Source organism: Streptomyces sp. DF42 (assembly GCF_058267695.1).
In genome coordinates this window covers 6,806,432-6,819,714 of sequence record NZ_CM177859.1, presented here as the reverse complement: position 1 = coordinate 6,819,714, position 13,283 = coordinate 6,806,432, and the positions used below count along the sequence as shown (strand labels likewise).

General features: G+C 71.2%; 11 protein-coding genes. 4 read left to right on the top strand and 7 right to left on the bottom strand.

The features are described from left to right. Nucleotides 1–30 precede the first annotated feature (30 nt). Nucleotides 31–624: a DUF742 domain-containing protein gene (locus ACYUED_RS31385; protein ID WP_491287515.1), complete on the top strand. Its 594-nt coding sequence runs from the start codon at nucleotides 31–33 to the stop codon at nucleotides 622–624. Further along, entirely contained in the window at nucleotides 605–1,186 is a 582-nt protein-coding gene (locus tag ACYUED_RS31380) for a GTP-binding protein (protein ID WP_006375305.1), read from the top strand. Before ACYUED_RS31385 ends, ACYUED_RS31380 begins: the two co-directional genes overlap by 20 nt. A 198-nt stretch (nucleotides 1,187–1,384) precedes the next feature. Here ACYUED_RS31380 and ACYUED_RS31375 read toward each other — a convergent pair whose 3' ends face one another. The 3 genes from ACYUED_RS31375 to ACYUED_RS31365 all read right to left on the bottom strand — a co-directional run bounded on the left by ACYUED_RS31375 (nucleotide 1,385) and on the right by ACYUED_RS31365 (nucleotide 5,684). Beyond that, a complete protein-coding gene (locus ACYUED_RS31375) occupies nucleotides 1,385–1,576 on the bottom strand; it encodes an acyl-CoA carboxylase subunit epsilon (protein ID WP_491287511.1) in 192 nt (63 codons plus the stop codon). A 57-nt stretch (nucleotides 1,577–1,633) separates the two neighbouring features. Then, a complete protein-coding gene (locus ACYUED_RS31370) occupies nucleotides 1,634–3,226 on the bottom strand; it encodes an acyl-CoA carboxylase subunit beta (RefSeq protein WP_491287509.1) in 1,593 nt (530 codons plus the stop codon). Nucleotides 3,227–3,380: 154 nt separating this feature from the next. After that, entirely contained in the window at nucleotides 3,381–5,684 is a 2,304-nt protein-coding gene (locus ACYUED_RS31365) for a polysaccharide lyase 8 family protein (RefSeq protein WP_491287506.1), read from the bottom strand. 156 nt (nucleotides 5,685–5,840) lie between these two features. Here ACYUED_RS31365 and ACYUED_RS31360 point away from each other — a divergent pair, with 156 nt between their 5' ends. After that, the gene (locus tag ACYUED_RS31360) at nucleotides 5,841–6,395 is read left to right on the top strand and encodes a YceI family protein (protein WP_491287504.1); all 555 of its coding nucleotides are present in this window, start codon (nucleotides 5,841–5,843) and stop codon (nucleotides 6,393–6,395) included. A gap of 76 nt (nucleotides 6,396–6,471) precedes the next feature. On the opposite strand, the gene ACYUED_RS31355 is transcribed toward ACYUED_RS31360, so the two are convergent. Continuing rightward, nucleotides 6,472–7,056, bottom strand: a complete 585-nt coding sequence (locus ACYUED_RS31355; RefSeq protein WP_491287502.1) for a YdeI/OmpD-associated family protein — start codon at nucleotides 7,054–7,056, stop codon at nucleotides 6,472–6,474. A 177-nt stretch (nucleotides 7,057–7,233) separates the two neighbouring features. Beyond that, nucleotides 7,234–8,268 carry an FUSC family protein gene (locus tag ACYUED_RS31350; protein ID WP_491287500.1) on the bottom strand — a complete coding sequence of 345 codons (1,035 nt, stop codon included), beginning with the start codon at nucleotides 8,266–8,268 and terminating at the stop codon, nucleotides 7,234–7,236. A 70-nt stretch (nucleotides 8,269–8,338) separates the two neighbouring features. Here ACYUED_RS31350 and ACYUED_RS31345 point away from each other — a divergent pair, with 70 nt between their 5' ends. Next, nucleotides 8,339–8,767 (top strand): MarR family winged helix-turn-helix transcriptional regulator, encoded by a 429-nt coding sequence (locus ACYUED_RS31345; protein WP_491287498.1) that lies wholly within the window; start codon nucleotides 8,339–8,341, stop codon nucleotides 8,765–8,767. Between the two features lie 19 nt (nucleotides 8,768–8,786). Here ACYUED_RS31345 and ACYUED_RS31340 read toward each other — a convergent pair whose 3' ends face one another. After that, nucleotides 8,787–10,139 carry a hypothetical protein gene (locus tag ACYUED_RS31340; protein WP_491287496.1) on the bottom strand — a complete coding sequence of 451 codons (1,353 nt, stop codon included), beginning with the start codon at nucleotides 10,137–10,139 and terminating at the stop codon, nucleotides 8,787–8,789. 59 nt (nucleotides 10,140–10,198) lie between these two features. Beyond that, entirely contained in the window at nucleotides 10,199–13,210 is a 3,012-nt protein-coding gene (locus ACYUED_RS31335) for a glycoside hydrolase family 3 protein (protein WP_491287493.1), read from the bottom strand. Between the last annotated feature and the right edge of the window lie 73 nt (nucleotides 13,211–13,283).

The window sequence follows — 13,283 nt, the reverse complement described above, 5'->3', positions numbered from 1 at the left end:
GGTGCCCCGGCACGGTCGGAGGAGGAGAAAGTGGCAACACCCCCAGGCGGTTCGTCCTCGGGCAACTGGTCGTACGGCCCTGCCCAGGGCCAGGGCGACGGTTCCCAGAACCCGAACCGTTACAACTTCCCCTCCACCCCGAGCCACCGGCGTCAGCAGCCGTACGCGCCCCAGGGTCCGCAGGGCCCCGGGCCGTCGCCGTACGACCAGCCGCCGGCGCCGCGCATCCAGCCCGTGCAGCCGCATCGACGTGCCCCTGAGCCGGCGCCCGCAGGGTCGTCGAGCAACCCCCTGGTGCGCCCGTACGCCATGACGGGCGGCCGCACCAGGCCCCGCTACCAGCTCGCCATCGAGGCGCTGGTGCACACCACCGCGCAGCCGCACCAGATGCAGGGCCAGCTGCCCGAGCATCAGCGCATCTGCAACCTCTGCCGGGAGATCAAGTCGGTTGCCGAGATCTCGGCACTCCTGACGATCCCTCTCGGCGTGGCCAGGATCCTCGTCGCCGACTTGGCGGAAGCGGGACTGGTCGCGATCCATCAGCCCGGCGGCGACGAGAACGCCGGCGGCCAGCCAGACGTGACACTGCTCGAAAGGGTGCTCAGTGGACTTCGCAAGCTCTAGCGGCGGTCCTTCCCGCTCCACCACCTCAGCGAAGATCGTGGTGGCGGGTGGCTTCGGCGTGGGCAAGACCACGTTCGTAGGGGCCGTCTCGGAGATCAACCCGCTGCGTACCGAGGCCGTCATGACGTCCGCCAGCGCGGGCATCGACGACCTCACGCACACCGGAGACAAGACGACCACCACGGTCGCCATGGACTTCGGACGCATCACCCTGGACCAGGACCTGATCCTGTACCTCTTCGGTACGCCCGGCCAGGACCGCTTCTGGTTCATGTGGGACGACCTGGTCCGCGGCGCGATCGGCGCGATCGTGCTCGTGGACACCCGGCGTCTCGCGGACTGCTTCCCCGCGGTCGACTACTTCGAGAACTCGGGTCTCCCGTTCGTGATCGCCCTCAACGGCTTCGACGGCAGCCAGCCGTACAACCCGGACGAGGTGCGGGAGGCCCTGCAGATCGGGCCCGACACGCCGATCATCACGACCGACGCGCGGCATCGTGCCGACGCCAAGTCCGCGTTGATCACTCTCGTGGAGCACGCGTTGATGGCCCGCCTTCGGTAACAGGTGGTTTCTTGCGGCTACTGGGCTGCCACGGATGGCTGTACGCCGTCTGCGGCAGCCCAGTGGCTTGTCGGCCTCCCACTCGCCCGCAGCCAGCCGCCGCGATACAGGGACCCGCCGAGCCCGCAGGCGCTCTCACGACGACGGCCCCGCCCTCCCCGCAAGGGGGAGAACGGGGCCGTTCAAGCGGCGCAGGCGTCAGTGCCAGCTGTGCGGGGCGCGGAAGCCGCCCTCGCGCTCCAGGCGGCGCCAGCCGGCTTTTGCGCGGCCTCGGTGGGTCTGGACGTCCGACGGGGCGGCCGCGGCGCGAGCCAGGAGGATGGCCGTGATGGCGGCGACTTCCTCGGGCTCGGCGTGGCCCTTCTCGACGCGAATGTCAGGGGTGCTCATAGGTCTCAGTCTCCGTGAGAGAGGTTTCCGCGAGGGTGTCGCGGAGGGTCCGCTGGGTTACTGCGGGGGGTTGCCGTGCTTGCGCGACGGCAGGTCGGCGTGCTTGGTCTGCAGCATCGCCAGGGAGCGGATGAGGATCTCGCGGGTCTCGGTCGGGTCGATGACGTCGTCGACCAGGCCGCGCTCGGCCGCGTAGTACGGATGCATGAGCTCGGACTTGTACTCCTTGACCATGCGGGCCCGCATGGCCTCGGGGTCCTCGGCGTCGGCGATCTGCCGGCGGAAGATGACGTTGGCGGCACCTTCGGCGCCCATCACGGCGATCTCGTTCGTCGGCCAGGCATACGTCAGGTCCGCACCGATGGACTGGCTGTCCATGACGATGTACGCACCTCCGTACGCCTTGCGCAGGATCAGCGAGATCCGCGGCACGGTCGCGTTGCAGTAGGCGTAGAGGAGCTTCGCGCCGTGGCGGATGATGCCGCCGTGCTCCTGGTCGACCCCGGGGAGGAAGCCTGGGACATCCAGGAAAGTGACGATCGGGATATTAAAAGCGTCACACATCTGGACAAAGCGCGCAGCTTTTTCGCTGGCCTCGATGTCCAGGACACCCGCGAGCGACTGCGGCTGGTTGGCGACGATGCCCACGACCTGGCCGTCCAGGCGGCCCAGCGCGCAGATGATGTTGCGGGCCCAGCGCTCGTGGACCTCGAGGTACTCGCCGTCGTCGACGATCTCCTCGATCACCTTCGTCATGTCGTACGGCCGGTTGCCGTCCGCCGGGACCAGGTCCAGGAGCACCTCGCTGCGGCGGTCCGCCGCGTCCGTGGACTCCACCCGCGGCGGGTTCTCACGGTTGTTCTGCGGCAGCAGCGAGAGCAGGTAGCGGACCTCGGCGATGCAGGTCTCTTCGTCGTCGTAGGCGAAGTGGCAGACGCCGGAGGTCTCCGCGTGGACGTCGGCGCCGCCGAGGCCGTTCTGCGTGATCTCCTCGCCGGTGACCGCCTTCACCACGTCCGGCCCGGTGATGAACATCTGCGAGGTCTCGCGGACCATGAAGACGAAGTCCGTCAGCGCGGGGCTGTAGGCCGCGCCGCCGGCGCACGGGCCGAGCATCACGCTGATCTGCGGGATGACCCCGGAGGCCTTGGTGTTGCGCTGGAAGATGCCGCCGTAGCCGGCGAGCGCGGACACGCCCTCCTGGATGCGGGCGCCGGCGCCGTCGTTCAGCGAGACCAGAGGCGCACCGGCCGCGATGGCCATGTCCATGATCTTGTGGATCTTCGTGGCGTGGGCCTCGCCCAGCGCGCCGCCGAAGATGCGGAAGTCATGGGCGTAGACGAAGACCGTACGGCCCTCCACCGTGCCCCAGCCGGTGATCACACCGTCCGTGTACGGCTTCTTGGACTCCAGGCCGAACCCGACCGCCCGGTGCCGGCGCAGCTGCTCGACCTCCTGGAAGGAACCCGCGTCCAGGAGCAGCTCGATGCGCTCCCGGCCGGTCAGCTTGCCCTTGGCGTGCTGCGCCTCGGTCGCCTTCTCGCTCGGCCCGGCCAGCGCCTGCGCACGGATCTCGTGCAGCTCGGCCACCCGGCCGCGCGCGTCCGTCGGCTCAGTCGACTCACCCGGCGCCTCATCCAAAACGGTCATGTAGTGACCTTACGAAGCCCAGCAAGGAATGCGAGCCGTCGACTCCGTACAGTCTCCGGCCCGTTTTCCTGGTGCCCCTGAACAGAACCTCGACGGCATGCAGGCGTTCCGACTGCTCAGGGGGCGTCCGGCTTGTAGGGGTCGCACAAAGCGGTCAGCTGAGAGTCAGCTCACATCGGTGAGTCGAACATGACACACCTGGGGTAACCCGGACGGTGAGGCGGCGGCCCGTGGAGAGGACTTCGACCGTGTCGTCCACACGGCTCACCCCGCGCACGGGACGGTCCCAGGTGATCTCGATCGGTTCGCCCGTTCGGGGAGGTTCGCTCACGCAGAGGGTAGCGGTACGGCCGTGGCGGCGTAGCAGAACGCTCGCGGGCGCCGAGGTGGTCAGCGGGCCCGCCGTTCCCGGCTGCCAGAAGTTGGCGGCCGTGAGACCCCGGGAGGGGACCAGGACGGCCTGGCAGGCGCTGTCGTTGGCGAGCAGCGACAGCCAGTGGCGGTCGGCGGCGCGCGAGGCGACGGCCCGGCGGGAGGCGCCGGGCATGAGGACGTGGACGTATGCGGCGTCCGTCGGGTCCGTGCCGTGGTCGAGCCAGAGGGTCTGCCAGCGCCGGGTGGCCCGCTCCGTCGTACTGGAGGTGTTGATGTCGGACCAGGCGCCGGTGCGGTCCTCGCGCAGGGCGTGCGGGTCGCCGTCGGGCAGGAGCCAGCCGCCGTGGCCCTCCAGGTGGGCCCAGCCCCGGCCCCGTACGAACTCCTGGGTACCGCCCTCCCCCAGGTTGCGGTTGTCGACGACCGTCTCGACGGGGACCCCGTCGGTGCAGGTGATCCCGGCGCCCAGGCAGATCACCGCGTCCGCGACGCAGAACCACGACTTGCGGGCCCGGAGCGTCGAGCCGAGGCCCTTGAGGTGCTGGCCGACGGCCGCGCACTCGCCGTCCGTCGTGCCGCCGACCCAGCGCACGTCCGGCTTCGGCGCGCCCCACTCGCCGCCCGCGTTGTCGGGGAGGCGGAGGGTGGAGACGGTGGTGCCGGGCAGGCGGTACCAGTCGACGGTGGGCCAGAACCAGTCCGTGTACTGAGCGCCTCGCTCACCGGCCCACCAGGAGACCATTCCGGCGCCGGTGTGCCACCCGCGCGGGTTCTCGCCGTTGCCGCACTCGTAGTACGTGATGCGGTCGCTGCACATCGCGATGTGTGCGGTGAAGCCGGAGCCGCGGTGGACGGCACGGTCCATGGCCGGGAAGAGCCGGTGCCCGGCGGGTTCCGGGGCTGCCGCGACCGGCGATCCGGCGATGGCGTGCAGCCGGGCCAGGTCGGCGACACCGAACTGAGGAGCCGTCAGAACCGGTGTCACCGTGTCCCGTTCGATCCAGCCCTTGACGGCCGCGTACCAGCGCTCGCGCTCCGCCGCACTCGCGCCGCCGGCCAGCAGGGCGATGGCCGCGATGATGCCCTGCCCGTGGAAGTGGTCGCTGCGCATGACGTGGAGGTCGTCGCTGCTGAGGTAACCCCGGCTGATGGCACGGCCGTTGACGCCGTCCATCACCAACCCGTCGTGGACCAGGGGCGCGTAGGCGTGCTCGACGCTGTCCAGGACGATCTGGCGGTTGGGGTCTCTCACCTCCCAGGCCGACCCCGCGAGGAGCGTGAAGAGGCGGCCGAGACCGTCGAGCATCACCTGTCCGTACGTCCCCGAGTACGCGACCTGGGTGTGCTGGACGAACGAGCCGTCCGCGTACAGGCCGTCCCCCTTCGTGACGTAGGGGAAGACCGGCGAGAGCGCGTCGCGGGCGAGGGCGATCCTGTCGTCCGCGCGCCCCAGGATGCCGCGCAGAACCACCGAACGGCACAGGTCGACGCGGTTGGCGCCGGTGGAGGTGCCGGAGTAGTCGGTCAGCATCGAGTCGGGGATGAAGTGGTCCACGGCGGCGCAGGCCGCGGCGGTCTGCGCCTCGCCGAGGTGGCCGTGGAGCGCGGCCACGATGTCCATGAGGAGGCGGGGGCTGCCGATCTGCCATTCCCACCAGTTGCCGTAGCGGGTGGTGGAGGGGTTGTAGATCGTGGCGGAGAGGTGGTCGAGGCCGCGCAGGACGTCCGCGAGGAGCGCCGGGTCGCCGGTGGAGCCGGTGCCCTGCAGGGCGTGGGCCTGGGTCATCGTCCACAGGCGGCTGTAGCTCTGGGTGATGCCGGCCGGTGGGTCGTAGGGGTAGCCGGGCCAGAGGGACGTGGGGGCCGGGGCCATGGTGTCCCGGGCGGTGCGGGCCAGTGCGCCGGTTTCGGCGAGGCGGGAGGCGTAGGGCTCCGCCGCGGGGTCGTAGTCGGTGCCGAGGGCGATGTCGAGCCAGCGACGGCGCAGGGCCTCGTAGGGGTCGGGGCCGGCGGCCCGGGCGGGGGGCGCGGCCGCGGCCAGGAGTGACGCCGCGAGCAGGACCGCGCGACGGGTGGGTCTCATGGAGCCCCTGCGGTGTGGGTTCATGCCCTGGGCGTCTACCACCTCAGGGGCAGCACGCCAACACTCCACGGATGGTGTTGATGCCTGAGCGGAATAGGTCTACGGTCGTCCGTGTTGAGTAGTTCAACATTCAACATCACTCCTGAGGAGCATGTCATGGGCAACCCCGACCTGACCGCGCTGACCGGCGACTACACGATCGACGCGGCGCACTCCACGATCGGCTTCACCGTCCGGCACGCCATGGTCACCAACGTCAAGGGCAAGTTCCTCGACTTCAGTGGATCACTGCACCTGGACGGGAGCACCCCGTCCGCGTCCACGGCGTCCCTCGACATCAAGATGGAGAGCATCGACACCGGGTCCGCGGACCGCGACGGCCACCTCAAGAGCGCGGACTTCTTCAAGACGGAGGAGTTCCCGACGATGACCTTCCGCTCCACCTCGGCCGAGTCCCTCGGTGGCGACGACTACCGCATCACCGGTGACCTGGAGATCCTCGGCACCACCAAGCCGATCACGATCGACCTCGAGTTCAACGGCGCCGCGAAGGACCCCTTCGGCAACGAGCGCGTCGGCTTCGAGGGCAAGGCGGAGATCCTGCGTTCCGAGTGGGGTCTGACGTGGAACGCGGCGCTGGAGACGGGCGGCGTCCTGGTCTCCGACAAGATCAAGCTCAACTTCGACATCTCGGCGATCAAGAACGCGTGACCGAGCGCGAGCGCGCCCGCCCCCCGGCACAGGGAGGGCGGGCGCTCCGTGTGCCGGACGGGGCAGCCGTCAGCCCTCAGCCGCCGGCCCGTCGGACCGAGGCCGAACCCCCCGACCCGAGCCGCGCCACCTCCGCCGCCAACCGGGCCGCCCGGCCTCTCTCCGTGCGCGTCCTGAGCAGCCCGAGGATCACCTGGTACCGGTCGGATCGCCCGAGGGCGTCGAAGGCCGCCCTCGCCTCGGGAGTGCGCTCCAGCGCCGCCGCCAGGTCCTCGGGCACCTCGGCCTCCGTCTGGGGCGCGTACGCGGCCGACCAGCGTCCGTCCGCCTGCGCGGCGGCCACCTCCGCGAGGCCCGCGGGGCGCATCCGGCCGGCCGCGGTCAGTTCCGCCACGCGGCGGACGTTGACCATCGACCAGAGGCTGCCCGGCCGCCGCGGGGTGATCTTCTGCAGGTAGTGCGCGGCGTCAAGTGCCTTGCGCTGACCCGTGATCCAGCCGTGGCAGAGGGCGACGTCATTGACCTCGTCACAGGTGACGGAGACCAGACCCGAGCCCTTCTTGGCGATCTTCACCCACAGGCCGGCGTGCGGGGCGGGGTGGGCGGTGAGCCAGGCGTCCAGGTCGTCGGCGGCGGCGAAGGACCGCGGGTCTTGGGTCATGAGCGGACCGTAGTCCGCGAGTAGGTCGGTTTCTGTCCTCGTTCGGCTCCGGGCTGTTCACCTCTCCCGAACGCCCGCTGCTCGTCCGCCGGTTCATGTGCGGGCCGGTCACGATCAACTCGCGCAGGCCTGCCGTGTGGCGCGGCGGATGCTGTCGAGCCGGCCGGATTCACGCCATCATGTGGCCGTACGCCGACGTGGCACCGGCAGCAGCCACCACGCCGACGCCACCGCCAGCGCCGCGCCGAGCGCGATGCCCTCCAGCCGGGTCGGCAGCAGGTGCTGGGCGTCCTGGCCGAAGTAGCCAAGGAGGAGCGAGAGGGCGCAGGTCATGCCGGCGGCCCAGTAGGCGTAGTTGAGGGGGCGCAGCCACAGGGCCACCGCGAGGACGGCGAACATCAGCGCCACGGCGGTATGCCCGCTGATGCCGGCCGCCGCCACGCCCACCGCCAGCAGCGTGCCCGCACAGGCTCCCGCCAGGCGCTCGACTCCCTTGCGCAGTACGTCCGTTCGGCCGCGGTTGCCGCTCGCGGCGACGTACGCGGTGAGGACCGCCCACGGCCAGTGGTCGTCGAACAGCAGATGACCGAGGGTGAAGGCGGCGGCGACGCCGGCCGCCATCTGCAGGGCCATGCGGGTGCTGGGGCGGGGGTGGAGGCGGGAGCGGCACAGCGGTTGCTCGGGGGCCGGCTCCGCCCGCCAGGGCCCGTAACGGTTCCCCGCCCCCTGCACCAGCCAGACCGAGCAGCACGCCAGCGCCCCGATGAGCGCCGCCCAGAACCAGGTCACCAGCCCGCTCTGCGCCTCGGGCGGCAGGGCGGGTCCGGGGACGACGAGAAGGGCGATCAGCGGGAGGGTCATCAGCGTGCCGGCCTTGGCGGCGGCGGGACCGTAGCGGCGGATCCAGATGGCCAGCGCCAGCCCGGCCGTGAAGACGGCGGCACCGATCGCGTAGTGCGAGGCGATCAGCCGGCCCAGGAAGATCGAGGCGCCGGCCGTCACGGGCAGCACCCCCAGCGAGGTGAGCCGCCGCCGGGTGTCGGCGGTGCGCTGGAAGGAGGCGAGGGTGAGGGCGAGGGCGACCGCGAGGACGAGCACATCGGTGTGCAGTCCTTGGGTGCTCTCCAGCGCCAGGGCGGCGGCCCAGCAGAGCAGCACGGCGGTCATCGTCAGCGCCGCTTCGTACGCATTGCGTATTAGTTTGGCGGTCACGCGACGAGAATACGAGTAATTGCGCGTGCAGGACAGGTGTGGATAGTAAGCGGGGCTTAGGATATGCGTCATGGATCACCTTCCCGAGGCCGCACGCATCCGTCGCGGTGTCGTCCGTCTCAACCGCCGTCTGCGCCAGGAGCGCGGCGCCGGGAACCTCAGTCCCAACCAGCTGTCGGTGCTCGGTCATCTGCACCGGAACGGGCCGTCCACACCCGGTGAGGTGGCGGCGGCCGAGCGGCAGCGACCGCAGTCGCTGACCCGGGTCTTCGCCGAGCTGGCGGACGAGGGGCTGATCGCGCGCGAACCGAGCACGCTCGACCGGCGTCGGACCGTGCTGTCGCTCACCGAGGAGGGACGCCGGGAGCTGGTGGGGGACATGGCCGACCGCGACGTCTGGCTGGCCGGCGCGCTGGCCTCACTGAGCCCGACGGAGCGAGGTGTCCTGGAGCTGGCGGGACCGCTGCTGGAGCGGCTCGCCGACCTGCGGGAACCGTGAACCCACCGTTCCCAGTGGATCAGAAGCCCCCGCCGAAGTCCCCGCCGCCCCCGAAGTCCCCTCCCCCGCCGTCGCCGAAGCCGCCGCTGAAGTCGCCGGGGTCGAAGTCCGCGCCGGACATGTCGCCGCCGTCGTAACCGCCGCCGAAGTCGCCGTATCCGGAGCCGTAGTCGGCCGCGTAGGACGGGGTGGCCATCATGCTGCCGAGGAGGGTGCCGACGAGGAGGCCGGGGAGGAGGCCGCCGCCGAAGTAGCCGCCCGCCCAGGGGCCGTAGGCGGGACCCGCGTCCCAGTACGGGCGGCGGCCCTGGTCGGTGTCGACCTCACGGACGACGGGGTCGCGGCCGTCGGCGAGACGGGTGGCGTCGGCCGCGCAGACGGGAACCTCGCGGGGGGCGCCGGCCGGGGGCGTCCAGGTGGCGTCGGCGACGGAGGGGCCGTGGCGCGGGTCGAAGAAGCAGGGCGGCCGACGCTCGGGCAGCGGGCGGCCCTCACGCCGGGCGGCGAGCTGGGCGAGGGAGAAGCGGCCGTCCTCCAGGGCCTGGGTGACCGCGCGGACGTCCTCGGGCTTCGCGGCGGCACCCATGAGGGACTTCGCCTGCTCGTAGGCGTCCAGCGCGCGTTCGTAGTCGGCGCGCATGGCGTCGTCGGCGCCCGCTTCCGCCGGGTGGAAGTCGAGGCGGTCCAGTTCCTCGCCGAAGGCGGTGATGTCCTCGTCGACCACCACCCTCAGCCGCTCCAGAGCGGCCCGCTGCTCCTCGGCCCTGCGCCGCCGGCTGCGTCGTACGAGTGTGAAGGCGCCCGCTCCGCCGGCCACCAGCACCGCGCCGGCGGTGATCAGCGCGGTGGCCGACACCCCGCCGCCGGAGGAGGACCCCCAGCTCGACGGGGCCGAACCGCCCATGTTGGTGAGCGCGCTGTTCGTGAAGTCGGTCAGCTGGGTCCCGGCGTCCTTCTCGCCCTGGACCCCCGTGACGAGGTTCTGCACGGCGGTGCGCGGCAGGACGGAGGAGTCGGCGCGGGCGTCGAAGCGGTCGCCGAGGCGGATCGCGTAGAGGCCGGTGACGCCGGTGGCGGTGCGGAGGTTCCGGAAGAGGTTCGCCGTCGGGTAACCGGCGGGGAGGACCGCCACGAACAGTGGCTTGTCGGCGCCCTTGATCTGCTTGGCCAGGGCGTGGGCGTCGGCGGACGACAGCTGGGCCCCCGCCGCCGGGTCCACGTAGACCGGGCTCTTGCGCAGGGCCTGGGCGATCGTGGAGACGCTCGTGGCGGCGGAGGCCTGCGGGGCGCCCGCCGACAGTACGGTCAGGGCGGCGAGCAGCAGGGCCAGGAGCAGCCCCGGGAGACTTCGGGTCCGTACGACGGCCTTCATGGTTCGAAGCTACCCGAAGCCTCCCAAAACTGGTCATCCTCGCAGGTGGCGGATATCCCTCAGGAGGCCCGCCAGGCCTCCGCCAGCTTCTGCACGGCCGCTGTGTAGTGCCGCGTGAGGGTGAGGTGGTCCGCGTCGGCGAAGGGCTTCGCGACCGCCGCGGTGATCCTCCCGCCCGCCTTCTGCTGGACGATCAGCCGGGCTTTCGTCACGAGCGCGCGCCCCGCGTCGTCGGCCCCGGCCTTCTCGGCGACCCCGGCGGCTACCGCGAGCGCCTTCAGCGTCGCCGCACCGCCCGCCGGCACCGTGGTCAGCGTGGTCAGGCCCCAGCCGTACGGGAACTGCGGATCGTACGCCGAGTCACCGACGTTGATCGGCAGCTGGGCCTCGGACCTCGGCCAGGTGACCGGGAGTTGGCCGGTGAAGGCGCGTTTGCCGTAGAGCACGTCGGCCACTCCGTCGCCCTCGGTGCCCGGCAGCCAGGACGCGACCAGGCCGTCGATCTCGCCGAGCCGGTCGCCGATCAGCTGGGGGCGCCCGGAGACGATCAGCACCGCGCACCTCATGGCCGCGCACACCTTGTCGACGGCGGCCTTGTCGGCGGCGGTCAGCTCCAGGTCGTTGCCGTTGCCGACGTCGCCGACGCCCTCGGCGTACGGGGTCTCGCCGACGACGACCACGCCGACGTCGTAGCCGGCCATGGGCGCCGAAGCGTCCTTGGAGTAGGTGACGTCACCGTCCTTCCGCATCCCGTCGAGAACGGTGGTGCCCCGGGTGTGGGTGCCGGACTCGCCCTGCCAGGTGACGGTCCAGCCACCGGTCTGGTTGCCGAGGTCGTCGGCGTTGGACCCTGCGACGTACACCTTCTGCGACTTCTTCAGGGGCAGGACCCCGTTGGCGTTCTTCAGCAGGACCTGTGACTCGGCGGCCGCCTGCCGGGCGACGGCCCGGTGTGCCGCGGAACCGATCCGCGAGGCGTTGCCCGTGTCCGCGTACGGGTGCTCGAACAGCCCCAGCCGGAACTTCTGCGTGAGGATGCGCGATACGGCGTCGTCGATCCGCTTCTCGCTGACGCGGCCCGCCTTCACCTCGGCGGTCAGGGTCGAGCCGAAGTCCTTGTAGCCGTACGGCACCATCATCATGTCGACGCCCGCATCGACCGCCGTGTCGACGCGGGACGCGTAGTCGCCGGGGAGCTGGTCGATGGCGTTCCAGTCACTGATGACGAAGCCGTCGAAGCCCATCCGGCCCTTGAGCACGCCGTTGATCATGTCGGCGCGGGCGTGCATCCTCACCGGGCCCTGCCCGTCGCCGAGGACGTCGAGCGAGGAGTACGACGGCATGACGGTGCCGATGCCGCGGTCCACGGCCGTCCGGTAGGGCGCGAGGTGGACGGCCTCCAGTTGCTGCCGGGTGACCTTGGTGACGCCCTGGTCGATGGTGTAGGTGCCGGTGGTGGAGGAGCCGTACTCGGTGCCGCCGTCGCCGACGAAGTGCTTGGCGGTGGCGAGGACCTTGTCGTCGTCCTTCAGGTCCTTGCCGTTCGCGGCGCCCTGGAGGCCCTGGATGACCGTCTCCATGGACTGGACGAGGGCCGGGTCCTCGCCGAAGGACTCGTAGGAACGACCCCAGCGTTCGTCGCGGGTGACACAGAGGCAGGGGGCGAAGTCCCAGGGGACGCCGGTGGCGCGGACCTCGGACGCGGTCACCGCGCCTGCCTTCTCGGCGAGTCGGGGATCCCTGGCGGCCCCGATGCCGATGTTGTGCGGCATGATCGTCGCGCCGACCAGGTTGTTGTGGCCGTGGACGGCGTCGACGCCGTAGATCAGCGGGATCTGGAACCGGGTTGCCTGCGCCCGGAGCTGGAAGCCGTCGATCATCCTGGCCCAGGCCGCCGGGGTGTTGGGCGTGGGCGTGGAGCCACCGCCGGAGAGCAGCGAGCCGAGGGCGTACGTCGCGACATCGCCCCCGTCCGCGACGGCCCCGCGCTCGGCCTGGGTCATCTGGCCGGCCTTCTCCGCGAGGCTCATACGGGACAGCAGGTCGGCGACGCGCTTGCGCACGGGCAACTTGCGGTCCAGGTACGGCAGTCCGTGCGCGTCGATGACGACCTGCGGGGTCTCGGCCGGGGCCTTGGCGCCGGTGACGGAGAGCTTGAGGGGGATGGTCTCGGCGTTCTCGGCCGACCTGTCCTGGAGGGTGGGGACCTTGACGGTCTGCGTGGCGCCGGACGCGGTGCCCGCCGGGAAGGTGAGGGTGCCGGAGACCGGGGTGTAGTCCTTTCCGGGCTCGGCGGTGCCGGTCGCGGCCGTCTCGTAGGCGACGGTCACCGGGTCGCCCAGGGGCGCGGAGCCGGTGGTGGCGACGGTGACCTCGACGGTGGCCGTTTCGCCCTCCCTGACCGGGTGGACGGCGGAGCCGGTGGTGACGGAGGCGCGCAGCGATTGGTCGGCCCTGCCGTACAACTCGACGTCGTCCATGGCGAGTTGACCCTTGGCACCGGCCGGGAGGGTGACGGCGTACCCCCACATCTGTGTCAGCCCGAGGACGTGGTCGATGCCGCCGACGGGCTGGTAGTCGGTGCGGTACACGAAGTCGGTGAAGGGGATCTCGACCTGTTTCCAGCCGGTCCAGTCGTCGGTGAAGGAGGTCGTCCAGAGTTCGGAGGCCTCGCCGTTCGCGCCGCCGTCCTTGATCTCGAAGGCGATCTTCCCGCCGTTGCCCTGACCGTCCCACCACAGGCGGATGCCCTTGTGGGCGGACCAGTCGTGGGCGGGTTCGTTCGCGGCGAAGTCGTGGGTGAAGCCGCCGTAGCCGCTGATGTCGTAGGTGCCGGTGAGGACCTTCGCGCCCTCGGGGGCGTCGGCGCGGGCGGTCAGCCCGAGGGCGGGCGGGTCGTCGCTGTCGCCGCCCCAGGTGAAGATGCCCTCGGCGGGCTGGGAGGCGAAGGGGACCTCTCCCTCGAAGCGGTCGACCGGGACGGGGGCGGGGTCGTCGGCCGCCCGGGCCACGGCGAAGGGCAGTAACGCGGTGAGCAGGGCGGTGGAGACGAGCAGGGCGGTTCTTCGCATGACCTTCCCTCACCTCTCGTGTTTCGCAAATGACTTAGTTCACCTCGTGAGTTAACTGGTGGCCCGTGAGCCC